This is a genomic window from Pseudomonas sp. PB103 (assembly GCF_009764635.1).
Taxonomy (GTDB): Bacteria; Pseudomonadota; Gammaproteobacteria; order Pseudomonadales; family Pseudomonadaceae; genus Aquipseudomonas.
Genome location: NZ_RWIL01000157.1, coordinates 24319 through 50589, shown reverse-complemented (window position 1 = coordinate 50589; position 26271 = coordinate 24319). Strand labels below are relative to the sequence as shown.

The window sequence follows — 26271 nt, the reverse complement described above, 5'->3', positions numbered from 1 at the left end:
CGCAGGCGGTCGCGGTTATTCGTTGATACGCCGGGCGAGGCTGTTGGCACTCTCGATCAGCACCCGGCGATAGTCGTTGTAATTGTTCTTTGCATCGGCCCGTGGGGCGACGATGCACAGGGTGCAGATAGCCACGCCATTACGGTCTTTGACCGGGGCGGCGAAGCAATGGGTAAAGGTGTCGGCGACACTGTCGAAGGAAAAAAATCCATCGAGGCCGGCCTGGCGGATTTGCCCGAGAAACAGTTCCAGCGGCAAGCGCTCGCCGTCGGGCAGGATGTAGTCGTCTTCGTCGATCAGGTCGATGATCTGCTGGTCGCTCAAGTGTGCAAGCAGCAAGCGACCGGAAGCCGTCCACGGGATCGGCGCGTTTTCGCCGATATCGGAGGAGATCCGAAAATGCCGCTCGCCCTCCTTCATCAGCGCAACCGTGTATTTACGCCCGTTGAGCAGGCACATCTGCGCGGTTTCATGGGTCTGACTGACGATCTCCTGCAAGGCGTGATCGGCTTCGCGACTGAGGTCGAAATGACGCAGATGCGCCTGCCCGAGGAAATACAGCTGACGGCCGAGATAGACATGACCGTCCTTGCCCACCGGCTCGAGAATCCGTCGCTCCAGCAACGAGGCAACCAATTCGTAGACCGTGGATTTCGGGCTGCCGATGCCGTTGGCAATATCGTTCGGGCGCAGCGGCTGGCCGATCTCCTTGAGGAAGTCGAGGATATCGAACGCCCGGTCCAGACCGCGGGCCCGGCGTTTGATGGTGTCTTCGGTCATGTCATTACTCACTCAATATTCCCTGTAGGAGCTGCCGCAGGCTGCGATCTTTTGATCTTGCCTTTCTGGCGCTTCCAAAAATGCCAAAAGATCGCAGCCTTCGGCAGCTCCTACAAGGGTCATCGTCAGTCAGGTAACCGTTTACGCGCAAACGCGCGAGTGATCAGGGCTTTTTCTTGTAGGCGATGCAGTCGATCTCGACCTTGCAATCAACCATCATGCTCGCCTGCACACAGGCTCGCGCCGGGGCGTGCTCGGGTTTGAAGTACTCGCCGAAAACCTTGTTGAAACTGCTGAAATCACGCGGATCGTCCAGCCACACACCGGCGCGCACGACATCTTCCAGGCCATAACCGGCCTCTTCGAGAATCGCGATCAGGTTCTTCATGGTCTGGTGAGTCTGCTCGACGATGCCGCCGATAATGATCTCGCCATCCACCGCCGGCACCTGCCCGGAAACGTGCAGCCAGCCATCCGCCTCAACAGCGCGGGCGAATGGACGTGGCTGGCCGCCAGCGGCGGTGCTGCCGGTGCCGTAACGAGTAATGCTCATGGGTATTTCTCCTGATTACAAAAGTGAAAAGTCAGAACCGCGTGCTTTTGAGAAACTCAGCCAGACGCGGCGATTGCGGGCGTTCGAACAGATCCTTGGGAGGCCCCTGCTCTTCGATTCGCCCCTGATTCATGAAAACGATCTTGTCCGAGACCTCGAAGGCAAAACGCATCTCGTGGGTCACCAGCAACATGGTCATGCCGTCCTCGGCCAGGCCCTTGATCACGTTGAGCACCTCGCCCACCAGCTCAGGATCGAGGGCCGAAGTGACTTCGTCGAACAGCATCAAACTCGGGTTCATCGCAATCGCCCGGGCGATCGCCACACGCTGCTGCTGACCACCGGACAACTGACCGGGAAAGTGATTGCGCCGCTCCAACAGCCCCACGCGCTCAAGCCATTTCTCGGCGAGCGCCACGGCTTCGTCCTTGTGCATCTTCTTCACTTTGAGCAGACCCAAGGTGACGTTCTGCAACGCGGTGAGATGCGGGAACAGATTGAATTGCTGAAACGCCATGCCGGTCATTGCGCGATGCCGGGCGATGACCTTTTCCGCATGGCGCACGCGTTTGCCGTTGCTTTCGTCGTAGCCGATCGATTCGCCGTCGAGCAGGATCTGCCCGCCCTGGAACTCTTCGAGCATGTTCACGCATCGCAGCAGCGTGGTTTTGCCCGATCCGCTGGAGCCGATCAGCGTCACCACGTTGCCGCGCTGCATGCTCAGGTCGACGCCCTTGAGCACTTCGACCGCGCCGTATTGCTTGTGCAGGCCACGAATGTCCAGCAGCGGCTGGCCGTTCTGAAGGTTGCAAACTGGAGTTTCAATCATGGCAGGGCCACCCGCTTTTCAATGTGCCGGCCGAGTAATTCGATGCCGTAGTTGATGACGAAGAACAGAAAACCGGCGAACAGATAGAACTCCAGGGTCATGAAGTTCCGGGCGATGATCTGTTGCGTGCTGAGCAGCAACTCGGCGACGCCGATCACCGAGAGCAAGGTCGAGGCCTTGACAATTTCGGTGGACGAATTGACCCAGGTCGGCAGGATCTGCCGCAACGCCTGAGGCAACAACACGTAGCCGAGGGATTGGTAGAACGTCAGGCCGATGGCCTGGCTCGCTTCCATCTGTCCACGCGGCAACGCTTGCAGCGCACCGCGAACAATCTCGGCGACGTGCGAGCCGCAGAACAGCGTCAGCCCTAACGCACCGGCCTGAAACGCACTGATCTGCCAACCGAGTGCCGGCGCCATATAAAAGCAGGCCAGCACCAGCACAAACACCGGTGTGCCGCGAATCAGGTCGACATAAAAGCGAAACGGCGCGCGCATCCAGAACCTGCCGTACGTCAGCACCAGACCGGCGACCACGCCGAGCATCGTGCCGAGCAGGATCGCCAGCGCCGACACTTGCACACTGGTTATAAAGCCCTGCAAAAGCGGCTCGCGCGCCACCCATAATTCATGTAGCCAACTGGGCGATTCGTACATCGCAGCCTCCTATCGGCGGATCGCCAGACGCTGCTCGAGGTAACGCAGCAGTATGGCAATGAGGTAACAGGCCGCGACATACAACGCCGTGGTCACCAGCCAGGTTTCGATCACCCGGTAGCTCTCGACGTTGATCTTGCGCGCGTAATAAGTCAGCTCCGGCACCGCAATCGCAGCAGCGAGCGAGGTGTCCTTGAACAGCGAAATGAAGTTGTTCGACAGCGCCGGCAAGACGTTGCGCAGCATCACCGGCACGGTGACATAAGCCTTGACCTGCCACTCGCCCAGACCGATCGCCAACCCCGCTTCGCGCTGGCCCTTGGGAATGCTCAGCAAACCGCCCCGGAACACTTCGGTCAGATAGGCCCCGGCATACAACGAGAGCGTGATGATGAACGACGGGATCTTGTCCAGACGAATCCCGAGGCTCGGCAAGGCAAAGTAGATCAACAGAATCAACACCAGAATCGGCGTGTTACGCACCACCGTGACGTACACCGAGGCCAGCACCCGCAGAGCGCGATGCTTTGAAAGCAAGGCAAACGCCATCAGCAGGCCGATCACGCAGCCGATCGCGATCGACACCAAGGCCAGTTCAAGGCCCAGACCGAGCCCCGCCAGCAAGGTGTCGAAATCGCGCCACACGGCGGCAAAGTTCAACTGATAGTTCATGGTCAGCAGTACCTTGAGCGGGGCGACATGCATCGCCCCACTCTCACGGGATCATTTGAATTCGACGGGGAAACCGATCGCGGGCGATGGCAAATCAACACCGAACCATTGCTTGAACGACGCCGCATAAGTCGGAAATTCAACCCCGGTCATGGCTTCATGCAACGCGGTGTTGACGAAGTTCAGCCAGTCCTGATCGCCACGCTTGACGGCGCAGGCATAGGTTTGCGGGCTCCAGGCGTAAGTCGGGCTGCGATAACGGCCAGGGTTCTGCACCATCAGGTATTTGACCGAGGACTGGTCGGTGGCGGCGGCATCGGCGCGACCGGAGTTCACCGCCTGATACATCAGGTCGACGCTGTCGTACTGGTCAACCTTGGCTTTCGGCAATGCCTGGTGCACCAGTTCTTCGGCGTAGACGTTTTGCAGCACGGCTACGGTGACGCTGTCGCCAGCGGCTTGCAGGTCTTCGATTTCCTTGTACTTGCTGTTGTTTGGCAGCAACAGACCGACGCCTTCGCGATAGTACGGCAGCGTGAACGCCACTTGCTGCGCGCGGCTGGCGGTGACGGTGATGAACTGGCAGCTCATGTCGACCTTGTCGGTCAGCAGATTGGGAATCCGCGCATCGGACGACTGCACCACGAACTCGACCTTGCTCGGGTCGTTGAACAGGCCTTTGGCGACGATGCGCGCGATGTCGATATCAAATCCCTGCAACTTGCCATCCGCGCCCTGGAAATGCCATGGCGCATTGGTGCTCCCGGTGCCCACGATCAATTTGCCACGGGCCAGCACGCTGTCGAGCTTACTGTCGGCTGCCTGAGCGAGCCCGATGACAGTGGAAGAAGCCGCAAGAACAAAAACACACGCTTTGAACAAGGAAGGTCGGCGATGCATGGCAAGCACTCCAGGATTTGTGTTTATTCCGCTATACCGGAACACGGTTTGTTACTACGGAATAGACAGCAGAAAGTGTGCCACAGGAATGGGCGGACGTCCTGGAGAATATGAAATGTGATGTGAATCAGAGGGATGGAAGCAGGTGGAAAAAATGCCTAACGTGAACGCTTAGATACCAGCGCTACATTTAGCTACATTTTCTGATTTCGGTGACACATCAGGGCACATGTGCATCAATCTGATGCTTGAATTGGGCGGGTAAAATTTCACACGCTACAGGGATAAACTTCAACGCCGTGGGAGCACTATCAGCTCCCAGACGAAGTCTTTTTGGGCCAATGGTCAATCAATCGAGATCAGTCGGACATTACGATATTTCCCGCCCACCTGATTGCCCCTCAGCGCCAAGCTAAACAAATCCGGGCCGCCTGATTGCTGAGCAGCAACTTCAAATGTCATTGCGTAGGGCAGATAGTCGGGCCCGGTCCTCACATCAATTTGCTTGCGCAAACCGGACATTTCCAATGCAAGATTAACGTAACTTTTTGATGCTTCCGGAAACAAACACTCGAAAGAAAAATAGTACGTACCAGCAGCCAGCTCCAGGGTTTGCTCAGCCGCTGCACCTTCCTTTACATGACAGTAACCGTCGCGGATCTCAGCCCACGCCGGGCTGCCAGGACTAAAGTAGATCCGCCACTCCTTATCGCCTTGAGAAAAATCGCCATTTGGGATCAGGTTATCTGTTTGCATTGTGTAACTCCTGTCAACGAATAGACGCTTCCATGCGTCATTGCCTATCAATGCAGCTTCGGAAGCGGCCCATTGATTCAATACTCAAAAACGCATCTGCACACCTGTCATATCTGACAGTAGATTTGCCTGAGTCCTTACTTGTAAGGTCTGCAGACATCAACGGTTATTGAGGCTATCCGGATGAACACGATGACTTCACGTGCAGATCTGGCCCCGGTCTACCGCAAAGCCTTGAAAACCTGGCGCCCGGTGATTTTCTACTTCGCGAATGAAGATTGTCCTGCGTGTGAGTGGGCAAGTCCGGTCTTTCGCCAGGTAGCCGAACCTTTTCGGCATCGCGCCGCCATCTATATGCTCAACACTCGCGAAACACCTCGTCACCCACTTGTCACTGGAACCCCGACGGTGCTGTTCTACCAGGACGGCAAACTGCTGAAGAAACTCAAAGGCTTCGCCAGTGAAGAAACATTAAGTGAGGATTTCGCCAGGCACATCGGCAAGACCAATGCCCGTACCGTGCACCAAAAGCCTACGCATGATCTGACCTGGCTACGCAGTACGCTGCGCACTCTGTGCACCCTCCCCCGAACTGCTGGCCGGCGAAATGTGCCGAGTGGTGCGAAAATCGCGTGACCCTCTGTATCGCGCGTCGCTGGTAGAGGACGGCACCTTCCACCTGTAGGAGCTGCCGCAGGCTGCGATCTTTTGATCTTGTTCTTGAAAACGCCAGGATCAAAAGATCGCAGCCTGCGGCAGCTCCTACAGGGGTATGTGGTTCAGGGTTGGTTTTGGGTCAGCAATACCCGTGTCACGCGCCGCTCTTCGACCTTGACCACGGTCATTTGCCATTCCTCGTAGTCCAGCCGATCGCCCACAATCGGCAATCGATCGAGCAAGCTCATCACCAACCCGGCCAACGTCTGGTAATCCTCGGTCGGCTCTGCGCCGAACCCGGTACGCTGCCGAACTCGCATCAGGTTCAGCGCGCCGCTGACCATGAACCCGCCGTGCTCCTCGATCACATCCGGGCCTTCGATTTCGCTGGCATCAGGCAGCTCGCCGGCAATCGATTCGAGAATGTCGGTCATGGTCAAAACGCCGACAAAGTCACCGAATTCATTGACCACGAAGGCAATGTGGGTTGAGGCCGCACGCATTTGCTCCAGCGCGTTGAGGATCGAATAACTGTCGAGCAGATTGATCGTCTGGCGTGCAAGGTGTTCCAGATTCGGCTCTTCGCCGGCCAGGTATTCCTTGAGCAACTCCTTTTTGTGCACGAAGCCCAACGGCTCATCCACCGCGCCATCACGAATCAGCGGCAGACGTGAGTAGGACGAGTGCATCAACTTCGTGCGAATGCTCTCAGCATCGTCTGCCAGATCAATGCAGTCGACATCGGCGCGCACGGTCATCAGTGCCCGAATCGGCCGTTCGGCCAATTGCAGTACACCACTGATCATTACCCGCTCGCGTCGGTCGAACAGCTCCGCGATCGGTGCGTCGCCATTATCCAACAGGTCGGAAATCTCTTCGCCGACCTCCTCCACGGCCAACTTGCGGCCGCCCAGCAAACGCATCACCGCATGCGCCGTACGCTCGCGCATCGGCCGCAAACCCTGCATGGAGCGCTTGCGTCGGGCCCTGGCGATCTGGTTGAACACTTCGATCAGGATCGAGAAACCAATCGCCGCGTACAGATAACCTTTCGGGATGTGGAAGCCCAGGCCTTCGGCCGTCAAGGCGAAACCGATCATCATCAAAAAGCCCAGACACAGCATGATCACGGTCGGGTGCGCATTGACGAAGCGCGTCAATGGCTTGCTCGCGACGATCATCAGGCCGATGGAAATGATCACCGCGATCATCATCACCGCCAGTTCATCGACCATGCCCACAGCAGTAATGACCGCGTCCAGCGAGAACACCGCGTCGAGTACCACAATCTGCGCCACGATCGGCCAGAACAGCGCATACGCCGTGTTACTCGAACGCTCGCCGACATGCCCCTCCAGACGCTCATGCAATTCCATGGTGGCCTTGAACAACAGGAACACGCCACCAAACAGCATGATCAGGTCACGGCCGGAAAAGCTCTTGTCGAACACTTCAAACAACGGCTGAGTGAGCGTCACCAGCCAGGAAATACTCGCCAACAGGCCCAGGCGCATGATCAGTGCCAGCGACAAGCCAATGATCCGCGCGCGGTCACGCTGATGCGGAGGCAGTTTGTCCGCCAGAATCGCGATGAACACCAGGTTGTCGATGCCCAGCACCAACTCCAGCACGATCAGTGTCAAAAGGCCAAGCCAGGCCGTGGGATCCGCTAACCATTCCATAAAATGTCTCGATCTCTCTTCAGTGAAGTCAGGCTGCCGGACACGGCAAAGTGCAACGCGAAAGCTCTGAGGCTGCGTTGTCTACGATGGTCGGGAGTCGGAAAACTGGATGCTGCGAGTGCGTCAAGACCGCGCCATGGCGCAGGGAAAACGGAAAACTGGGAGGCTCCGAGAGGGTGTTCATGCAAGTCCTGAATGGAAAAAGGCCTTGAAGCGTACAGGCACTCGCAGGCATTTCCCCAGCCACAAATTATTTCAAAATCTGTAGGAACGCCTCGGCAATCCCCCTCAAAGGCTGGCTGCCGCCTTCCGCCCGGCAGCCATTTTCACCCGAGTGAATCGCTTAAAATCCTGCCAGGTGCTGAAGTTGTTCCAAAGTTTTCGCCTCCAGCACAATCCCTTGCTCCAGAGATTTTTCCCGCTGCAAATGCCGACGATCACCCGGCAGGCGCTTGAGCCCGACGCCGTGCATCTGCCGCACCAATTCATGACTGCGCTCGGCAAAACTCTGCCCGGCGGCTTTGCTCGGATCGATCACGATCAGCAATTGACCGGTCCACGGGGTTTTCGCGCCGGGATGATTGTTCCAGTCGAATTCGAAAGAGAAATTGCCCCCCGTCAGCGCTGCCGCCAACAACTCAACCATCATCGACAGGGCCGAGCCCTTGTGACCGCCGAACGGCAGCAACGCACCGCCCTCCAGAATCGCCTTCGGGTCCTGCGTCGGCTGACCAAGGCTGTCGACACCCATCCCGGCCGGCAGACGCTCACCTTTACGCGCGGCAATCTGCACATCGCCATGGGCAATGGCACTCGTAGCCAGATCGAAGACAATCGGCGCAGCCCCCGCCCGTGGCGCGGCGAAAGCGATCGGATTGGTGCCGAACAGCGGCCGGTCGGCACCATGCGGCACCACGCAGGTCATGCTGTTGACCACACTCAGGGCCACCAGACCTTCTTCGGCGAAAGGTTCAACGTCCGGCCACAGCGCGGCGAAATGATGCGAGTTGCGAATGGCCAGAACCGCGATGCCGGCACTGCGGGCCTTTTCCACCAACAATGGCCGTGCCGCCTCCAGTGCTGGCTGGGCAAAGCCGTTAGCAGCGTCGACCCGCACAAACCCCGAGGCGACATCTTCGACCTGCGGCACTGCCTGCCCGTTGACCCAGCCGCTGTTGAGGGTCGACACATAACCGGGAATGCGGAACACGCCATGGCTGTGAGCACCGTCACGTTCGGCCCCCGCGCAATTGGCGGCCAGCGATCGGGCGACGGCGGCAGACGTACCGTGGCGCAGAAAAATCGTTTCAAGCAGTTGCGTCAACGCCGCCAGCGACAGCGTTGATGAGACAGCAGACGACACAGGATCGGATGGCGCAGACATCTGAAGCTCCAGATTAATTATTGGAGGGAACAACAGCGTACGAACTCGCGATCCGATTAATCACGCCGCCAAGCCAACGTGTCAACCCTCGAACACGACAGGCCGGGGCAACGGCGTCACAGATTGGCACATTGCGCCCGTCTGCGTGCGGTAACTATGTACCACCTGCCGGCCCCCTGCGACTCATAACCTAGAGCCTCTATCTATCGGCGCTGCAACGCGCCCCGTCGAGACTCGATCATGTCTGCAGCTGTTTCTCCGTTACTGTTTCCCGAAGCCCTGAAATCGCCCGGTCTCTGGAATGAGCTTGGGCGAACGCATGGCTTGTCGCGCAGGGAATTCGACTGGCTGGCCCACACCCAACTGGCCACCCAAACGCTACGTAGCCAGCAGATCCCGCCGATGCTGGCGCAGCGCATCCTGCTCAGCGCCACAGGCCTCCCCGCCGTGCCATTGGCCGGCTGTTTCACCCTCGGTGCGACCCCGGATGACGGCGGCGAGATTCTCTACACACCTTATGAAGGTATCAAAAAGCACCACAGCCGCACCGACCTCAAGGAGCAGTTGAAGAAACGCCTCGATACGCCGGGCATGGCCGAACGTTTATTGGCGTTCCTGCCGATCAGTCAACGCCGGCAGTTGCTGGAAGCCGATGACCTTCAGATCAGTTTTCAAAGCATCGGCGACGATATATTCGACGACCAGCGAGCAGGCATCACTCAAGCCCAGCAGGTAAACGCGCAAGCGATGCTGGCTGAACTGCAGCAACTCCCCTCCCTCGCTTCAATGATCGAGCACGTCCTGCAAGCGTCGCTTCAAGACGCATTCCCTGGGATGCAACAGCGTCACACGCGCGTCAGTTTTTATCTCAGTCCTGATCTCGATATGACCCGACACTGGCTCGACGCCATGAGCCTGAGCGACGCCCTGCTGATGTATTACCGACACGGAAGATGGCCGCAAGGCTCACTGCATGAGTATTCCAATCCAGCGCAACCGCCGGCAGTGACAGATCAGGCGCACTGGGAGAATGCCGTCATCAGCGCTGCCGGAAAACTTACCGTGCTGTTGTTCGAGCGCCTTGTAATGTACTGGCAGTCGCCTTGCGCAGAGGGTTCCACGCGTCGCGATTTTTTCGCGCAGGCACTTGAAGATCAGGCCCGCGCCGACCTGTTGCTCAAACGAGAAACCAACATCATTGATGCTGCACAGTTCACGACCTTGCACGCCATGATAGAACCGCTGCCGTCAGTCTCTCGTCTGCCCACCATCGAGACCGTGCGCATGTGGGAGTACCAGGCCAACTACGTCGAACTGGCGGGCTCGTTGATGATCAGCCACACCAACGCCTACCTGTACACACCGACCCACGGCCTGCAAGTACTCAGGGATTACCCGGATCTCAAGCAAACCCTGCTGAGCAAGTTCAAGCGGGCCGGACACGAGGACGAACTGTACGGGCTATTGAATCTGGAGGAACGCAACCGTTTCATCGGTTTCGATCACCCGCAGGTAACAGGCGAAGTCATTTCCGGCGAGATTTTCAAAGTATTGTTTGAACTCATCCTGACCAAACAACGGCGTAACGTCGACTACGTGTTGCAGGTGTTTCGCCACAGCGATGGCGCCGTGGACGCACATGCCCTTTGCGACAAGGCGCTGGATATCCGCACGATGCTCCACGAGCAGTTGCTGACGCTCGACAGTTTCGAACGCTGGAGCACCCGCCCGATACTGCTCGGACATCAGCAACCCTCGCAGGTACTGGCCGACAAAACCACGATTGCGATCAAATCGTTCGACGACGTCAAAACCCTTCTGGCCGCCGAATTCGCTGCCCAGCCGTTGTCGCCCGCGACTGATCAGCGGGCCTATCTGGAGAACATGAAAGGAAGGCTGGCGCATGCACTGTTCGTGGGTGTTTGTGGCGAAGCAGAACTCAGGGTCATCCACGGCACGCTGCAACGCCCCCAGCGGGCAATTGTCGATGCGGTGTTCAATGCAGACCAGCCGACACGCAAGGATCGACGTTCCCTCAACGGTTTTCGCCCGGACGCCTGGTCCCTGACGGTGAATGTGTCCGGGGAGAACAACCCATTGCCTCTCGATCAGTGTGTTCTTCTGACTGAGCGCGGCGGACTCGATACGGAGCACTCCGGCCGGGTGATACTGTGGACACCCGCGCTGGGACTTCAGGCATTCGACAGCATTGTCAGTGCTCGAAAAGCATTGAACCAGCGACTTCAGGACAGTGTTCAACGACTGGCGTTGCTGGAGAACCTGCGCGCCTATCCACAAATGCTCCACCGCCGATACTCGTTAGGGCCGTTGCAGTTGATCGAAGACAATGTGCTGGATGCCTGCATGCAATCGGCGATCGAGCTCTATCTCGCTCGTGCCGAACAACTGCGCAAGCGCCTGCCGGATCATGCACAGATGACTCAGGCACTGTCTGCTCTGAGAAACAATCTGCTCGAAACCAATCTGCAGCGTGCCTCCGACCTTGCCCAGGCCATCCGGCAACAACAATTACTTCCGGCATGGCTGGGCATGGCGCCGCTTGCCGAGCAACAACGCCACCTCGAACTGCTGGAGCAATGGCGCAACAGCGTTATCGATAACAAGGACTACCTGCACGGTATTGCCCCCCTGGCCCGCTATGTACGCGAGACGCTGCAATCGTTGCTGGAAGCTCGATTTGCGGGGCGTCATCTGGACCCGCTACAGATCGAAATCACCCCTGATCTGACGCTCGTCGGGCCGGCACGCAACCTGGTCGAATTCGCCTTGAACCACGTCAACATCGCCCAGGGCACTGGCTTCAAAGTGGCTTCAAGCACCTCGCAGGCATTACCGGCCAGCCTGGATCAACAGGCTGTCCGCCAGATGCTCTTGTCCCTCGCCATCCCGACTGTCTACGCCAAGACGGTGACTGACACGCTTTCGCAAAACACCCCACAGGCCGCTGTGCGAAAGCAGCGTTTCTTACGACAAGTTCCCTGGCAACTGCTGCAACATGCCCACGCATTGAAACTGCAACAGCGCTTGTCCGAGCAGGCCTACGACCTGATCAGCCAGGTGCTGGACATGCCGGATGGCAAGGCACGCGCCAGCGTCGAGGGTGCTCATGCGCGCGTATCGCCGCTTGCATTGATCAAGACGCCCGGCGCTGCACCGGTCGAAACACTGGCAATGTACGTGATCGACGCTTCGCGACCTGGCCCAACCGTGCTCTACACACCCTATGCCGAGGAGGCGTTTCGCGAATTCGCCAGCGAGACCGATCTGATCAGCGCGCTGAATACGCCGGGCTCACTGCAGGATTTGCTGATTAGACGCTCGCCCGAACATCAGCAAGCATCGTTGCGCGGTTTATTAGCGTCGAGCGTCGGCGAAGCCAGCGAAATGACGCTATCGGTCAATGTTATCGACAAGCATTTCCTGTCCCGTTTGTACCAGGACAACATCGCCCTCTTGCCGCACCTGCTCGCCAGTCAAGTGCAACGTACTGCCCAAGCGGATTGGGAGGCGGCCAAAAACCTCTTCAGCGATGGCATCAAACTGATCTCCGGCCTGTTGCCGGGCAAACTCGCCTACGTGGCATTTCTCTGGCAAAGCTACAAAGACTTCAAGGACTCCGCCGAAGCCTTGCAGGATCATCACTGGAAACGCGCGCTGAAGGCGTTTATCGCCGGCGCTCTGCAAATGATCAGCATGGGTCGTCTATCGATGGAGGAATCCGCTGAAACCGCTGCGGAGAGCGCGTCGCAGCCCCGGCAAATCTCTCCAGCGCCCGTCCATCGCGCCCAGATAAATCCGACGGCACCGTCACGCACCGAGTTGCAATGGTTCGAATCCACAACCGTCACATTGTCCGAACTGCGCCATGACGCCGAAAGCGGGACTTACCTCAATACCCACGACAGACGCACCTACGCGGCCATTGCCGGCAAGGTTTACCGTGTCGACAAACCAGGTGTTGTGTGGCGAATGGTTAACGACCGAACCTATGGTCCCAGTTTGCATAAAACCGCCACGCAACTGGTGCTGGACCCGGACCGGCACACCATCCACTACGGCAAGGCCATGTCGAAAATGTACAACCGGTATGCGACCGACCGCGAACGCCGACTGGTGCTGAACATCGAAGCACACGGTATGGAGGATATTCGCGCCAAACACCCGGACAAGGCGCGCATGTTGGTCCAGGCCGTCGATATGGCCCGCTACTATGCGTTCAACAGTCTGCACAATCTGGCACAGTTGAAAAGGGACCTTCCCGGAACGCGTCTGGATCGTTTCCTCAAGGCGTTTTTTGATGTAAACACCGTCGACAGCACGCTTCTCGGCAAAGTGAAAAACGCGATCGTCCCCGTCTGTACGGCGCTGGTGGATCCTGCGGAAGATCTGATGAACACCGATCGTTTCATCATCGGCTCGAACAAATATCCCGAGGCCAACCTGATCGCGTTTGTGCTCGATGATGACGAGCATCGCAAGGTGCATTTCACCGAGAAATTCTTCGCCCAACAACTGGATTGGTACAAGTCTTCGCTGACCGAACCTTTCAATGTCGACGGGCATGCCCAGGCGTCCATTCTGATCCATGAATTCGCTCATCAACGTTGCAATGCCGTCGACATTGCCTCGCTGGAAGCACGACGACCGTTTACCGATCTGATTGAAACGATTACCGGCCAGGGCGCGGCGATGAAAAACTCCCAGCAGGCTTTCCAGCGTGAGGCGCTGTCCCTGGCGACCCCGCGACAAGAGTTGTTTTCCCGCTGGAGCGACAAGCGTCAATCGTGGATCGGGTTCGATCAGATCGCGGAAATGTCCAATGTCAGCAAGGAAATTCTCGACGCGACACTGAGCCCCACACTGGCGGCGGCACGCGACGCATTCCTCGATCAACAGACGCCTTATCCGCGAATTGAGACGATCTTGCGCAATGCCGATTCGATTGCCTTTCTGATTTGCGAGATGGGCAGGCAGCTCGATCCGGTGCCGGCTGTTTCGCCGTAGCCCAGGCAAAAAAAATGCGCAGGCCTGGCCTGCGCATGTGCTGGTTGGTTTGAAGCGCGGATCAGTCCTTCTGATCCCTCAAGATATTGCCGGAAGCGCCATCGATGCGAAATTCGTAGACCACGCCATCAGCCTTGCGCCCTTCGCCCTTCCAGTAGCCATTGTTGTCGGCTTCGATTTCATAGACTTCAACGTAACCGGCCTTGGTCTTGACGGTTTCGATGGCTTTTTCAATGGTAATCCAGCCAGCACCTGGCTTGTCCGCCCATGCAGCCCCCGCACTGAGCAACGTGGCAGTGGCAATCACGGCGGCGAAGGTTCTTTTGATCATTTTTTCACTCCATTTATGGATAGTAGTCAGTGGCGTCCTGCTTTTTGGGCGTCAGAGCGAAAAATAAGTTCCACTTTGATGGTTAATTGCCATGACTGATGTTCTCGGCAACTTCCCCTCAAGGTTAGAATGTGCGAAATCAGGACGAGTCAATGACCCAAGACACTCTATCGGAAGCCGAATACGATGCGATCACTGATGCCGCCGCGCATTGGTGCATGCGTCTGCACGCCGCCGACTGCACGGACGAAGAGCGTCGCGCATTCGAACAATGGCATGCCGCTCACCCCCTGCATGCGTTCGAGTATGAGGCCATGCTGGAAATCTGGGACGTTGCCGAGCATCTGCCGCGCCCGGAACCTGCGCCTGTCGTGCTGCCAGGCAGCCAGCGTTCCCGTCCATGGCGTCAATATGCGGTAGCTGCCGGTGTCTGTGCGCTTGCGCTGCCACTGGCGGCGTACACCGGCTGGAATCTCGGCTGGTTGCCCAACAGCTATCAGCATTTCGCCGCCACTGATGCGGTGCGTCAGGTGACCCTGAGTGACGGCAGCCAACTTGAATTGAACCTCAATACGGATCTGACCTTCAGCAACTACAAGAATGAACGTCGTGTCACGCTGAAAAAAGGCGAAGCGTTCTTCACCGTCAGCCACGATCTGACCCACCCGTTTATCGTTCGTGCAGGCGAAGGCCAGATTCGCGTGACCGGTACGCGGTTCAACGTCTGGTTGTATGAAGATCAGGTGCGGGTGAACCTGATTGAAGGTTCGGTACTGGTGACCAGCGATGCCACACTGCCGGGCGATGGCTTGCGCCTCGGGCCGTCGATGCAGGCCCGTTACAGGCACGGTGATTACATGCCGCAGATCAGCCAGACCTACGCCAACGACACAGCGTTGGCCTGGCGCAGTGGCAAACTGGTGCTGGACAATCTGGCCCTCAATGAAGCGCTGCCGCTGATCAACCGTTACCTGAACAATCCGTTGATGCTCGCCGACACCAGTACCGGCTCGATTCGGGTTGGCGGCGTCTACAACATCAAAGAGCTGCACAATCTGGTGAATTCCCTGCCCAAAGTGCTGCCGGTCTATCTGACACGCAACAAGGAAGGCAACCCGGTCATCAACTCGTTGCCACAAAAACCGGTAAAAAACTGAAGGCCACATCCTTTAGCGGGATGCGGCCCTCGGGTCTTGCTGTAGAAACAATCCAGTTATTGCGCCGCGACTTTCCCTGCCTTGTCCACGGTCTCGCCGACCGTCTGCACCTGATACTGCGGGTCAGCCTGGATCTGCTGCTCGGTAAACGGCAACACACTCCACTGCTTCTTCGAAAATGCTTCGGTCTGGTCACGCGAGTATTTCGACGCTGGATCACTGGACAGCGAGAACGCCAGCAGCCCCTGCGCATGCGGTCCTTTTTCATCGAACGTCACGACTTGCAGGTAGCTGGTGCCACTGACCACCTCAAGCTTGCCATCCTCGCGCGGAACACTTTGAATCGCGTTGTAAATACCTAACGTCCCCGGCCCGCCGTGGATAGGCGTCTGTTGGCCACCACTGCTGACCACCTGGATATCACCCCAGCGCGTTTGCGCCTTGAGGCCCATTTTGCCGGTCGACTCGGCAGAAGCCAGCATCGCGTCGCGCAGTGCCTGTGCCACGGCCGGTTGCTTGACCGCCAGACCGCGCGGGGTATGTTGCGCGTCGTTCGGATCGAAGGCGACGCTCCAGATATCCGGCGATTCCTGCAGCGCCTGCATGATGTGCTGGAAATGCACCAGGCCCAGGCCCGAATCGAGGTTTGCCCGACCATCCCAGGCTTTGAGGCTGGCGCACACAGGCTTCAATGTCGCTGCGTCGGCGCCCAGGTCAGCCGCGCAAAACTTCAGCAGATCCGGTACCACCAGTGTCGCCAGATACACCTGATCGTCCATGACCATTTGTTGCAGGTCCTGCACCGCCAGCGAGCCTTTTTTGCTCAGTTGACCCAAGCGGTCAAGGGCGAACCGGGAGCGTAATCCCAGCGGTTGGCCTTGCTGACTGATCAGCGGCGAGAAACCCGTCAATGGTTGCGCCGGGTTGGCCAGCCACGCGGAATCGTTGGAGTGCTGGACAAAGTCCTTGCGCAGCAATTGCGGTAATTGACTGGCGGCATAAATGCCCTTCTGCGCCGCTTGCGGATCAATGTCCCAGGCGCAGGCGCTGTTGGCGCCGTCCAGCACGATCATCTGCAAACCGGCACGCGGGTCACTGCATTTGGCCAGCTTGTCGACGCTGACATTCGGCACCACCGACAGATTCATGTACAGCGTCTGCCCCTGGTCATCCACGGCCAGGGTATTGACCCAGGGAATACCCTGAATCTTGTGCACCGAATCCTGCAAGTCCTTGAGACTGGTGGCCTGATTCATCGCGTACCACTGCTTCAGCACACGGTCGTTGTCGAGATTGGCATCACGCAGGCTGTAAGCAAACTGGTTATCCCAGTCGAGCTTGCCCGGCCACTGCACAATCGGGCCGAACTGCGAGCTATAGACCTCACGCGCCACCGGCACCACTTGGCCGTCGGCCTGTTTGACCTGCACAGTCACGGTCTGCTTGCTCATCGGCAGCGACTGACCGTCCAGCAGATAGCGTGTCGGGTCTTTCGGATCAAGCTGAAGGCGATACAGCGTGAAGTGCTTGGACGAGTCGACGGTGTGCGTCCACGCCAGATGCTGGTTGAAGCCGATATTGATCATCGGCAAGCCGGGCAATGCGGCGCCCATGACGTCGAGTTTGCCGGGGATGGTCAGGTGCATCTGATAAAAACGCATGCCGCCCACCCACGGGAAATGCGGATTTGCCAACAACATGCCACGGCCATTGAATGAGCGCTCGCTGCCCACGGCCACCGCGTTGCTGCCACGGTCCAGGGCAAAACGCTGCCGACGCGCGTCGGCCAACTGGTAAGCGTGGTTGTCGTGCTCGACGCGCGCGGTGGCTTGCGGCGGCGTGGCGCCCGCCAAGGCTTCGGCAAACTGGCCAACGCCACCTTCCACCAGCAGACGCCGGGTCAGCTTCACCAGATCCTCTGGGGCGATATCGCGCACCCATTCGCCCTGGCACTGCTGCGGCAAGCCTTGCTGGCGACGCTCGGCGAGATAACGGTTGTAGCCGGCGGCATAACCCTCGACCAGATCACGCACCTGAGCGGTTTGCGCCTGCCAGAACGTCTGGACGGCCTCAGGGGTATTGAGCCATGTGAAGAACACATCACTGACGCGATTCTCGCGCTCTTCAACGGTGAACTGATCGGGGCCGAAATAACGTGAACGCTGGCCATTGACCGTAACGATCTCATTGGCCAGCAGGCAAAGGTTGTCCTGTGCGTAGGCGTAGCCGATGCCAAAACCCAGGCCACGCTCATTTTCTGCACGGATGTGCGGAACACCAAAACCGGTGCGGCGGATATCGGCATGGGCCTCAGAGGCTGGACTGAAGGCATGCGCCGACAGACTCAGTCCGAAAAACATACTGGCAAGGGTCAGCCGTGTTAACTGCCTGGAAATAATCACGCTCGCTCCTGATCGAAATACCGAGGAGCGGATCTGACCTTGCCACGCGAATGGGACGGCTGCGGATCCGCTCTGGAAACACCCACGCGTCCACGCGCAATGAGCCTGTCCAAGAAACGAAACCGGAGAAAAAAATTTAGCCCGATAAAGGGCATTCTCGAGCCGTGAAAACGTGGAAAAGACGAAATGGCGACGAATTTTCTACATTTTTTCTTTCATGATTTGTCGAGCTGAAACGTCTTGTTTAGAGAGAGCAAAAAAACCTTTGCCGATCAGGCCCTGAAAAGGAGTAATCGCATGTACAACTCGCAACTACCAACGGAAGGTAGCCAGGCGCCACAAGGAGCTTCCATGAGCCCGCACGCGAGCGATTTCGGACAACGCGTGGAACGTCACGGCAACGAACGTATCCGGTTGCTGCTGAAAAGTTTCGGTCTGCGCACCAGCCTGATTCGCCTGAAAGTCATCGATGCCTTGCTGGTCGCGGCACAAACCGACCGTCGTCTGGGCGTTCGCGGTGTGCACAGCCAGTTGCTGGACCTGGACATCCCGCTGTCGTTTCTCAGTGTGCGCGAAGTCCTCAAGCGCCTGTGCGCCGAAGGCGTCATTACGTTCAATGCGGACAAGAGCTACAGCCTGCATCCACAGGCCGCGGCCCTTCTCACCGAGTAAAACCTGCTGCGATTGCCGTCAGGATTTGACCTTGCGGCGCAGCACGGCATTGATAATCACCACGACCACTGCAACCCCGATGGCGATGTACTGGAACATTTTCTCGGTGATCATTCCCGCGTTTTGCAGCCAGGACAGGCCGAGCATGATCAGCAGCACGGACACGGCGATCACAATCGAATAAATCAAGCGTTGCTTGTGGGTCATTGCGGGTTCCTGAAACGTTTGAATGTATCTGGTTTGTATCCGTTTGCATGCCATGCGCATACCGTTTCACGGGGATGCGCTGCAACAAACGGGGTCTCATGTTACAGCCGATGAAGAGTTTTGGCTTCATGACGGCTTAACCATGAGGATTTTTGAAATGCTGCGTCGAATCACCTGGCTGATTCCCGTTCTCGCCCTGCTGACCCTGAGTGGCTGCATCATCTTCCCCCACGGCGGCTGGCACGACGATCACCATCGTTATTACCAGGGTGGCCCTGGCTATTACCAACATCGATAGAACAGGATTGTTCGCCCCGCCTCCAAGCCATTGAATGCCTGAGGCGAGGAATAGACCGCCGATCCACCTCCTCCCAATGCCCGCCTCTGCGCGGGCATTTCTGTTTCTGCGCAACGCCGCCGTTCAACCAGGTTAAATACGCTGCAAGCATTTGAAATTTAATGTCGCAGCAAACCGTTAGGCTCTCTGAGCCTCTGCACCTAGTCTCCAGCAAGCTTTTTCGACTTGCTAACAAGGACGTCCATGCAGAGAACATTAATCAATATCCGGCCTGCAAAACTCATTGGTTTCTGTCTGGCCCTAACAGGGTTCGAGCTGCTGACCTATCTGGCCAGTGACATGATCATGCCGGCAATGCTGGCCATAACAGATGAGTTTGAAGCCGATCCACGGCACGTTCCGAATGCGTTCAATCTCTACCTGATCGGCGGTGTCTGCCTGCAATGGCTGATTGGCCCGCTCTCTGATCGACTGGGGCGTCGACGCTTGCTCTTGAGCGGGTGCGCGCTGTTCAGTGTCGCCTGCATCGCCGCCGTCACGACGCGGCATATTGAAACATTCAACCTGCTGCGCCTGATCCAGGGCATGGGGCTGGGCTTCGTCGTGGCGGTCAGCTATCCAGCCCTGCAAGAAGTGTTCTGCGAAGCCGATGCCGTGCGCCTGATGGCGTTGCTCGGTAACGTCGCGCTGCTGTCACCGTTGCTGGGGCCGTTGCTCGGCAGTCTGTTGCTGGAATGGCTGACCTGGAGAGAGCTGTTCTACAGCCTGGGTCTGGCGGCAGCCGGTATCTGGCTCGGACTGTACGCCTGCATGCCGGAAACAGTGGGCGTGGCGCGCCGTGATGGCCAGCAACTGGCGCCAGCCGCTCTGTGCTGGCGGCAAACGTGTCAACGTTATGGGGCGCTGCTGAGCAATCGCCGATTCCTCTGCGCAAGCCTCGCACTCGGTCTGATGAGCCTGCCATTGATTGCCTGGATCGGGCTCTCGCCTTTATTGCTGATTCAGCTGCAGGGCCTGACTCCGCGAGCCTATGGCCTGTGGCAAATTCCGATCTTTTCGGGCGTCATCGCCGGCAATCTGATATTGGCCCGCTTGCTCGTCAACCACACCCTTTCCAGCTTGATTCGTCTTGCCCTGTGGCCATTCTGCATCGGTCTTGCAGGGCTCATCGCCTGCGCATTGCTGACCACTGACACTGGGCCAGTGGTTGCCAGCCTGGCGCTGTACTGCGTCGGGCTGGGCATCAGCAACGCCGCACTTTTTCGCTTGGCACTGTTTGCAAGTGATGACGGCAAAGGCCTGGTCAGCGCCACCATCGGCATGCTCTCGATTGCCGTGATGGGCGCTGGCGGCCTTGTCATTGCGGCTAACGGCGGCGGCACTCGCCTTGAGCACTTCGCGCTCTGGGCAGCCTTCGGCGGTCTGCTGTGCCTGCCGTTCCTCTACGGGTTCTTGAAGGGTACCGACACCCCCGGAACTCAATCTCGATAAAGGAATATTGATGACCTGTTTCCCTTTCAGTGATGCGCTTTGCGCGTTACCGCACCCCTATTGCCCGGATTCAGTACCTGACGGTCTGTTTGACCAGGCCATGGCCGAAATCAGCCGGTTTCATTGCCAACATACCCCCGACTACGAACGCTGGCTGAACGCTAACGGTCTCGCCATACAAGACCTGGAGCAGATGAAGGACTGGTCGCTGTTGCCTCCGATCTTTGCCAACTTCTTCAAGCAACGACTGCTGTCGAGCAGCGCCGGGAAGGATGCACTCGAGCTCACCTCTTCCGGCACCACCGGCGAGAAAAGCCGTCTGCGCTATGACAACCGGAGCATGGCCGCCGCGCAGTTCATGGTCGAACGCATTTTCGATCATTACCACTGGAATACCCCAGATACCCCCTGCAATTACCTGCTGCTGAGCTACGAACCTGAAGGCCGAATCACCCTGGGGACGTCGTACACCGACCAGTTTCTCTGTCGATTTGCCCCCATCAATCGCCTGGTTTACGGACTGCGCCTCACCGGAGACGGGCATGAGTTCGACGTGTTCGGAGTGATTGCCGCGTTGCAGTCCTTCGCCGAAGAAGGCCTGCCGGTGCGAATTTTCGGTTTTCCGGCTTTTTTATGGCAGGCCCTCGAACGAATGCGCGACACAGGGGTGGCCGATGTCCAGTTGCCGGCACGGTCGCTGGTGTTTTTCGGTGGAGGCTGGAAAACCCAGGCGGCACGACAAATCCCCAAATCAACACTGTATGCCCGCATTCACCAGCAATTGGGCATTGAAACGGCGTCCTGTCGCGATGGCTACGGCGCGGTGGAGCACCCCGTGCCTTACATAGAATGTGCCCGCCATCATTTTCACGTGCCGGTCTATTCGAAAGCGTACGTGCGCAATCGTGCAGATTTTTCCGTTTTGCCTTACGGTCAGAAAGGGCTTCTGGGGTTCGTCTCGCCCTACATCTCGTCCAGCCCTGCGCATGCGGTGGTGATGAGTGACCTGGCGACATTACATCCCGGTCAGCACTGCGGTTGCGGTCTGACCAGCGACTGGTTCGAGCTGCACGGTCGTGCAGGTACTGACACCGGTAGAAGCTGTGCCATGGCGGCAGCCGAACTGCTCGGAGGGCATTGATATGTACTTGATTGAAGGGAATCTGCGCACCGACATTCATTTCGACGAAGCGCTGGGCCTTCTATACACACAGCTTCCGCAGTATCTGGGCACAGCACTGACAAGTGCAAAGGTGATCGACGCCGCCGCACAGTTCGCTGAACACCTGCACGAAACGTCTTTGACGGTGGAACTGGAGGCCGAACAACGCCAGGCATTGATTGACTTCTGCCATCCCGATGCATTACGCACCAAGCTTGAACGCGAACTGGGCGACCGTCCTGATTCGTTGCGGCGTTTTGATTATTGCCAACCCCGCTTTGAACGCTGGAGCCCCCTTGGGCTGGTGGTGCACATCACGCCATCCAACGCGCCGCTGTTGGCATTCTGTGCGGTGCTTGAAAGCCTGCTGGCCGGCAATATCAATTGGTTGCGTCCCAGCAGCAGTGATCAGGGGCTGACCGCGCGGTTGCTCCAGGCATTCGTGCAGTGCGATCCAAGTGGACAACTGGCGCACTACATCGCGGTAATACCGGTCAGCACCGAGCATATCGCCCGGCTGTGCAAACACGCCAACGGGGTGGCTGCCTGGGGTGGGGAATCGGCCCTGCAGGCTATCCGCCGGCAAATTCCGGCTGGATGTCGCTGGATCGATTGGGGGCATCGCATCAGCTTCGTCTACATGACGCCCGATGCCGCCAACACGCAGGCGCTGGAGGCGGTGGCGGATGAAGTTTGCCGCCTCGATCAGCAAGCCTGCTCCAGCCCGCAATGGCTACTGGTAGACAGTGATAACGCGGATGTTCTGCGCGACATCGGCGCACGCCTGGCGGCGGCGTTCGAACGCCGTAGCGGGCAGTGGCCCGCGCTGGTCCCGACGCTGCAAGAAGCTTCGCAGATCACCACCGATACCCAGATGATGCGGTTGGCACAGAGTTTTTCCGGACAAATCGGCCATGTCTGGAAAGCACCGGGCTGGCGAGTGATCTGGGCGCATGACCGGCAACTCAGGCCCTCGCCATTGTTTCGCAGCGTACTGCTCAAACCCGTGCCTCGCGCATTACTCACCCAGACCTTGCACACCTGGCGCAACGTCTTGCAGAGCTGCGCGCTGATCTGCAACGAACTGCAGACCGCAGCGCTTGCGCAATCACTGATCAGTGCCGGCGTCACACGCATTGCCCCGATCAACGGCATCCACGACGGCTATGACGGTGAACCCCATGACGGCGCCTACGCGCTACAGCGATTGTGTCGACGCGTGTCAGTCAGTTTGTCCGCGACCACGCTGCCCTTTCACGCCACCCTCGACGGCCCCACCACGTTTGCGCCCCCCGGCAATCGACCGATCATGAGCAAAGAGGCGTTTATCAACCAACCGGTACAACCGGCAGCCCGGCTGTTTTTCCGCTCGGGAGGTAGCAGCGGCACCCCGATACTGTCGGGCTACAGCTACCGCGACTTTGAGCGCCAGATGCGCGCCACTGCTGACGGATTATTGGCCGCCGGACTCGATCCGACCTGCGATCGGGTGATGAATCTGTTCTTCAGTGGTGGGCTGTACGGCGGCTTTTTCAGCTTCGCCAAAGTCCTGGAATTGATGGGCGTGACGCATTTGCCAATGGGTACCACCGCCGATGAAGACTACCGTGAAATCGCGCAGATGATCATTGACCAGCGGGTGACGGTGCTGATGGGCATGCCGAGTACCCTGCATCGACTGTTTCTCAACGAGCATGAACGACTGTGCGCCTACGGCGCTATCAGCAAGGTATTTCTGGGCGGTGAACATCTCAGCGAACACAGTCGCGAATTACTGCACAGTTGCGGCGTCTCCAGCATCCGTTCGGCGATTTATGGCAGCGTCGACGCCGGCCCGCTGGGCCACGCCTGCAAAGCAAGCGGGGACGGCGTGTTTCATCTGATGAGCGATATTCAGCAACTGGAAATCGTCGCGTTCGATGAGGACACCCCTGTCATCGGCAATGAGATCGGTCGACTGTTGTTCACCTCCAGTGGCCGGGAAGGTCAGCGCGTTGAACGTTACGACGTGGGCGATAGCGGTCGCTGGGTACCCGGTTCCTGCACCTGTGGCCTGCCCGCCCCGCGATTCCAACTGTTGCAGCGCCACGGCAAGTTGATCCGCATCGGCACCGACTTCATCTGTTTGAATGAATTGGCCGAGCACCTGCAATGCCCTTTCCAACTGCTGCTCGACCACACACCCGAGGGTGTCGAGCGCATGCGTGTGCGCTGCGAACACGCGCCCACTGATGTTCGAGCGCGACTGTCGAACTACGCAACGTTGGCGACCGCCAATGCAAGCGGGCTGTTGATTATAGACGTTGAAGTCTGTGCGATCGAACAGTTCACGCGAAACAGACACAGCGGCAAAACGGCCCTTCTGATTGATTCGCGGCGATGACGCGCGACGCAGATCACCCTTGACAATAATTAGAGAAAAAACCGTGACCATTAACCACCCTCTGAATGAGTTGATCACCTTCGCTCATCGGCATTCCGATTTTTACTGCCAACACCTTTCGGGCGCGGCCGCGCCTATGACGTTGCTCAGCGAACTGCCAGTGCTCGACCCGGCCGAATATTGGCGTCACAGCGACAACCTTGATCAATGGCCTGTATTGACCGGGCCGATCGAGCAGGCATTGATTTTCAAGACCGGCGGATCAACCAGCGCCGGCAAACTGTCTGTCTATACCCGCGAGGAATGGCGAACACTGGTCAGCGACTTCGGCAAGAGCCTGACGCCACAATTCAAACCCGGTGACCGGGTTGCCAATCTGTTCTTTGCCGGAGACCTGTATGCAAGTTTTCTGTTCATCCACGGCGCCTTGGCAAACGTGGCCGAGGATATCAGCGAGTTCCCTTTCACCGGTGACGTCGATGCCGAAGTCCTGGCGCAAGCCATTGTTCGCCACCGAATCAACGTACTCGCTGGCGTACCCGCGCATTTGCTGACCTTCGCCAGCCTGTTGAACCGCCGGGGCCAAGCTCTCAACGGCGTCGACACGATACTGTACGGCGGAGAAAGCCTGTTTGCCTCGCAACGCCAGATGCTCAGCCAGGTATTCCCCACTGCCCGGATCACTTCCATCGGCTACGCCAGCGTCGACGCGGGATTTATTGGCGCCAGCCACCGTGACTGCGCAGACGGCGAACATCGCATGCCGGACGCTCACGCCGTGCTGGAAATCATTGACGAGCAATCGGGGGAAGTCATTGACGACTGCGATCGCACGGGCATGCTGGTGTTGACCAACCTCACGCGCCGATTGATGCCGTTGATTCGTTATCCCGTGGGTGATCGCGCCTGTTGGCGGGAGCCCGCCGGAACAGCGATGCGCAAATTTGCGCTCAAGGGGCGCAGCGCCAACAGCCAGCGGGTACGGGTCGGTACGCTGTCCCTGAGCCCTGTCGAAATCGACGAAATCGTCCAGCACTCGGTCGGTTGCGATGACTGGCAACTGGTGATCGAGCAGAGGGTTCACAAGGATGTATTGACCCTGAAATGGGTACCGCGCGAATTTTCCCGTGCCTGCACCAACGACGAGCGAACCCTTCAACTCGCCCTGATCAAACAGTACCCGCTGATCGATCAACTGCAGGCCGATCAGCGTCTGGATCTGCAGGTGCAGTGCTGCCGGACAGACGATCTGCAACGTCACCCGCGCTCAGGCAAATGCCTGCGGTTCCTCGACCGGCGCGACTATGGCCCTGGTGCGATGGAGTACACGTGATGGAGCCACTGATCTTGCGCAATTATCGCCAATCCGATGCGGCAGCTGTCAGCCAGCTGTTTCGCCAAGTGTACGGTGACCGCTACATTCAACCGCATGTCTATCTGCCACGCATGATCAGCCAGAATCATACTGACAACCGCTGGCATTCTTTAGTCGCAGAGGTGGATGAACAGATACTCGGGCACGCTACGCTGTTACGCGACATTACGGCGCACAACGCCGAACTGGCGTTGAGCGTCGTTCACCCGCAAACCCGCGGTCAAAATATTGCGACTCGCCTGGGCGAGCGATTATTGACTCATGCTCAGGCACTGGGTTGTCGCTATGTATCGATCAAACAGGTGACTCACCATCCCTATACGCAGCGTATGGCGATCAACCTTGGCTTTCAAAGTACCGGGCTATTGCCAGACTATGTCCCTTCACCGTTCGGCGAGTCTGGGCCGGAAACGATCGTCATCGGGGTCCGCCCCGTTGACGGCAATCGTTGCCCTCTGCCACAGCAGCGCTGGCCCGCGAGTTGCGCGGATTTCATGCAACATTTGAGCAGCGTGTTTGGAACGCAGGAGCGCACTTTTCACTGGCGCGGCGCAGCGATTCAAATCGATCAACAGGCCAATCGTTATGACATGGTGCTGAAGACACTCGGCCATGGCTTGCTCAAACAGTTGCGCGACTTGCCTGCACATTGGCTGGTGTCAATCCGGCTCAGGCTGTCCCGGCGATTTGCCCATGACCTGAGCAGGTTGGCCGCCATCGGTTTCATATTCACCGGGCTGGCCCCCGGCAACGGTGACTATCGTGGTTGGCTCGCGCTGTTCCACCGAGGCTTCAGTCGAAGAACATTGCAACTGCAATGCCCACTCATGCAGCGCCTGCATGAAGAGGCCCAGCACAATATCGCGGGATGACGGAACGCAAAAATGGCCCGTAGC

Annotated in this window: 22 protein-coding genes; 10 read left to right on the top strand and 12 right to left on the bottom strand. The window is 58.1% G+C overall.

Annotation, left to right across the window (positions count from 1 at the left end):
• Positions 1-15: 15 nt before the first annotated feature.
• The 7 genes from EJA70_RS27800 to EJA70_RS27770 form a co-directional block, all read right to left on the bottom strand.
• Positions 16-780: an IclR family transcriptional regulator gene (locus tag EJA70_RS27800; protein WP_158835392.1), complete on the bottom strand. Its 765-nt coding sequence runs from the start codon at positions 778-780 to the stop codon at positions 16-18.
• A gap of 163 nt (positions 781-943) precedes the next feature.
• Positions 944-1333: a RidA family protein gene (locus tag EJA70_RS27795; RefSeq protein ID WP_158835331.1), complete on the bottom strand. Its 390-nt coding sequence runs from the start codon at positions 1331-1333 to the stop codon at positions 944-946.
• A 31-nt stretch (positions 1334-1364) separates the two neighbouring features.
• On the bottom strand, positions 1365-2162 hold the full coding sequence (locus tag EJA70_RS27790; protein ID WP_158835328.1) for an amino acid ABC transporter ATP-binding protein: 798 nt from the start codon (positions 2160-2162) through the stop codon (positions 1365-1367).
• On the bottom strand, positions 2159-2821 hold the full coding sequence (locus tag EJA70_RS27785; RefSeq protein WP_158835325.1) for an amino acid ABC transporter permease: 663 nt from the start codon (positions 2819-2821) through the stop codon (positions 2159-2161). Before EJA70_RS27785 ends, EJA70_RS27790 begins: the two co-directional genes overlap by 4 nt.
• A gap of 9 nt (positions 2822-2830) precedes the next feature.
• The gene (locus EJA70_RS27780) at positions 2831-3493 is read right to left on the bottom strand and encodes an amino acid ABC transporter permease (protein ID WP_158835389.1); all 663 of its coding nucleotides are present in this window, start codon (positions 3491-3493) and stop codon (positions 2831-2833) included.
• Positions 3494-3544: 51 nt separating this feature from the next.
• Complete coding sequence (locus EJA70_RS27775) at positions 3545-4393, bottom strand: transporter substrate-binding domain-containing protein (RefSeq protein ID WP_158835322.1); 849 nt, start codon at positions 4391-4393, stop codon at positions 3545-3547.
• 345 nt (positions 4394-4738) lie between these two features.
• Positions 4739-5149, bottom strand: coding sequence for a hypothetical protein (locus EJA70_RS27770; protein WP_158835319.1), 411 nt, complete (start codon positions 5147-5149; stop codon positions 4739-4741).
• A 183-nt stretch (positions 5150-5332) separates the two neighbouring features.
• On the opposite strand from EJA70_RS27770, the gene EJA70_RS27765 reads away from it, so the two are divergent.
• Positions 5333-5785, top strand: a complete 453-nt coding sequence (locus EJA70_RS27765; protein WP_158835316.1) for a co-chaperone YbbN — start codon at positions 5333-5335, stop codon at positions 5783-5785.
• Between the two features lie 143 nt (positions 5786-5928).
• On the opposite strand, the gene EJA70_RS27760 is transcribed toward EJA70_RS27765, so the two are convergent.
• Together EJA70_RS27760 and EJA70_RS27755 are read right to left on the bottom strand one after the other, a co-directional pair.
• A complete protein-coding gene (locus EJA70_RS27760) occupies positions 5929-7488 on the bottom strand; it encodes a TerC family protein (protein WP_158835313.1) in 1560 nt (519 codons plus the stop codon).
• Between the two features lie 343 nt (positions 7489-7831).
• Entirely contained in the window at positions 7832-8872 is a 1041-nt protein-coding gene (locus EJA70_RS27755) for an Ldh family oxidoreductase (protein WP_158835311.1), read from the bottom strand.
• A 240-nt stretch (positions 8873-9112) separates the two neighbouring features.
• On the opposite strand from EJA70_RS27755, the gene EJA70_RS27750 reads away from it, so the two are divergent.
• Entirely contained in the window at positions 9113-13897 is a 4785-nt protein-coding gene (locus EJA70_RS27750) for a dermonecrotic toxin domain-containing protein (protein ID WP_158835308.1), read from the top strand.
• Between the two features lie 61 nt (positions 13898-13958).
• On the opposite strand, the gene EJA70_RS27745 is transcribed toward EJA70_RS27750, so the two are convergent.
• The gene (locus tag EJA70_RS27745) at positions 13959-14228 is read right to left on the bottom strand and encodes a PepSY domain-containing protein (RefSeq protein WP_008077864.1); all 270 of its coding nucleotides are present in this window, start codon (positions 14226-14228) and stop codon (positions 13959-13961) included.
• A 152-nt stretch (positions 14229-14380) separates the two neighbouring features.
• Between EJA70_RS27745 and EJA70_RS27740 the strand changes: the two genes are divergently transcribed.
• Positions 14381-15385: a FecR family protein gene (locus EJA70_RS27740; RefSeq protein WP_158835305.1), complete on the top strand. Its 1005-nt coding sequence runs from the start codon at positions 14381-14383 to the stop codon at positions 15383-15385.
• Positions 15386-15441: 56 nt separating this feature from the next.
• Here the strand turns inward: EJA70_RS27740 and EJA70_RS27735 are convergent, their stop codons facing one another.
• On the bottom strand, positions 15442-17787 hold the full coding sequence (locus tag EJA70_RS27735; RefSeq protein WP_158835302.1) for an acylase: 2346 nt from the start codon (positions 17785-17787) through the stop codon (positions 15442-15444).
• A gap of 297 nt (positions 17788-18084) precedes the next feature.
• Here EJA70_RS27735 and EJA70_RS27730 point away from each other — a divergent pair, with 297 nt between their 5' ends.
• Positions 18085-18459, top strand: coding sequence for a fe2+ zn2+ uptake regulation protein (locus EJA70_RS27730; protein ID WP_045122940.1), 375 nt, complete (start codon positions 18085-18087; stop codon positions 18457-18459).
• 18 nt (positions 18460-18477) lie between these two features.
• Here EJA70_RS27730 and EJA70_RS27725 read toward each other — a convergent pair whose 3' ends face one another.
• Positions 18478-18666, bottom strand: coding sequence for a hypothetical protein (locus tag EJA70_RS27725; RefSeq protein WP_008077621.1), 189 nt, complete (start codon positions 18664-18666; stop codon positions 18478-18480).
• A gap of 157 nt (positions 18667-18823) precedes the next feature.
• Between EJA70_RS27725 and EJA70_RS30895 the strand changes: the two genes are divergently transcribed.
• The 6 genes from EJA70_RS30895 to EJA70_RS27700 all read left to right on the top strand — a co-directional run bounded on the left by EJA70_RS30895 (position 18824) and on the right by EJA70_RS27700 (position 26247).
• Entirely contained in the window at positions 18824-18964 is a 141-nt protein-coding gene (locus tag EJA70_RS30895) for a hypothetical protein (protein ID WP_007918111.1), read from the top strand.
• 243 nt (positions 18965-19207) lie between these two features.
• Complete coding sequence (locus EJA70_RS27720) at positions 19208-20455, top strand: MFS transporter (RefSeq protein WP_158835300.1); 1248 nt, start codon at positions 19208-19210, stop codon at positions 20453-20455.
• Between the two features lie 10 nt (positions 20456-20465).
• Entirely contained in the window at positions 20466-21596 is a 1131-nt protein-coding gene (locus EJA70_RS27715; protein WP_158835297.1) for an acyl-protein synthase, read from the top strand.
• A 1-nt stretch (position 21597) separates the two neighbouring features.
• Positions 21598-24000, top strand: a complete 2403-nt coding sequence (locus EJA70_RS27710; protein WP_158835294.1) for an aldehyde dehydrogenase family protein — start codon at positions 21598-21600, stop codon at positions 23998-24000.
• A gap of 43 nt (positions 24001-24043) precedes the next feature.
• On the top strand, positions 24044-25333 hold the full coding sequence (locus EJA70_RS27705) for a phenylacetate--CoA ligase family protein (RefSeq protein WP_158835291.1): 1290 nt from the start codon (positions 24044-24046) through the stop codon (positions 25331-25333).
• Positions 25333-26247: a GNAT family N-acetyltransferase gene (locus tag EJA70_RS27700; RefSeq protein WP_158835288.1), complete on the top strand. Its 915-nt coding sequence runs from the start codon at positions 25333-25335 to the stop codon at positions 26245-26247. The genes EJA70_RS27705 and EJA70_RS27700 overlap by 1 nt, the downstream gene beginning before the upstream one ends.
• Positions 26248-26271 lie beyond the last annotated feature (24 nt).

What these genes read in the sequence shown, in the direction of transcription:
- EJA70_RS27800 (WP_158835392.1), bottom strand. Translation starts at nt 780, where the DNA reads ATGACCGAAGACACCATCAAACGCCGGGCCCGCGGTCTGGACCGGGCG.
- EJA70_RS27795 (WP_158835331.1), bottom strand. Translation starts at nt 1,333, where the DNA reads ATGAGCATTACTCGTTACGGCACCGGCAGCACCGCCGCTGGCGGCCAG.
- EJA70_RS27790 (WP_158835328.1), bottom strand. Translation starts at nt 2,162, where the DNA reads ATGATTGAAACTCCAGTTTGCAACCTTCAGAACGGCCAGCCGCTGCTG.
- EJA70_RS27785 (WP_158835325.1), bottom strand. Translation starts at nt 2,821, where the DNA reads ATGTACGAATCGCCCAGTTGGCTACATGAATTATGGGTGGCGCGCGAG.
- EJA70_RS27780 (WP_158835389.1), bottom strand. Translation starts at nt 3,493, where the DNA reads ATGAACTATCAGTTGAACTTTGCCGCCGTGTGGCGCGATTTCGACACC.
- EJA70_RS27775 (WP_158835322.1), bottom strand. Translation starts at nt 4,393, where the DNA reads ATGCATCGCCGACCTTCCTTGTTCAAAGCGTGTGTTTTTGTTCTTGCG.
- EJA70_RS27770 (WP_158835319.1), bottom strand. Translation starts at nt 5,149, where the DNA reads ATGCAAACAGATAACCTGATCCCAAATGGCGATTTTTCTCAAGGCGAT.
- EJA70_RS27765 (WP_158835316.1), top strand. Translation starts at nt 5,333, where the DNA reads ATGAACACGATGACTTCACGTGCAGATCTGGCCCCGGTCTACCGCAAA.
- EJA70_RS27760 (WP_158835313.1), bottom strand. Translation starts at nt 7,488, where the DNA reads ATGGAATGGTTAGCGGATCCCACGGCCTGGCTTGGCCTTTTGACACTG.
- EJA70_RS27755 (WP_158835311.1), bottom strand. Translation starts at nt 8,872, where the DNA reads ATGTCTGCGCCATCCGATCCTGTGTCGTCTGCTGTCTCATCAACGCTG.
- EJA70_RS27750 (WP_158835308.1), top strand. Translation starts at nt 9,113, where the DNA reads ATGTCTGCAGCTGTTTCTCCGTTACTGTTTCCCGAAGCCCTGAAATCG.
- EJA70_RS27745 (WP_008077864.1), bottom strand. Translation starts at nt 14,228, where the DNA reads ATGATCAAAAGAACCTTCGCCGCCGTGATTGCCACTGCCACGTTGCTC.
- EJA70_RS27740 (WP_158835305.1), top strand. Translation starts at nt 14,381, where the DNA reads ATGACCCAAGACACTCTATCGGAAGCCGAATACGATGCGATCACTGAT.
- EJA70_RS27730 (WP_045122940.1), top strand. Translation starts at nt 18,085, where the DNA reads ATGTACAACTCGCAACTACCAACGGAAGGTAGCCAGGCGCCACAAGGA.
- EJA70_RS27725 (WP_008077621.1), bottom strand. Translation starts at nt 18,666, where the DNA reads ATGACCCACAAGCAACGCTTGATTTATTCGATTGTGATCGCCGTGTCC.
- EJA70_RS30895 (WP_007918111.1), top strand. Translation starts at nt 18,824, where the DNA reads ATGCTGCGTCGAATCACCTGGCTGATTCCCGTTCTCGCCCTGCTGACC.
- EJA70_RS27720 (WP_158835300.1), top strand. Translation starts at nt 19,208, where the DNA reads ATGCAGAGAACATTAATCAATATCCGGCCTGCAAAACTCATTGGTTTC.
- EJA70_RS27715 (WP_158835297.1), top strand. Translation starts at nt 20,466, where the DNA reads ATGACCTGTTTCCCTTTCAGTGATGCGCTTTGCGCGTTACCGCACCCC.
- EJA70_RS27710 (WP_158835294.1), top strand. Translation starts at nt 21,598, where the DNA reads ATGTACTTGATTGAAGGGAATCTGCGCACCGACATTCATTTCGACGAA.
- EJA70_RS27700 (WP_158835288.1), top strand. Translation starts at nt 25,333, where the DNA reads ATGGAGCCACTGATCTTGCGCAATTATCGCCAATCCGATGCGGCAGCT.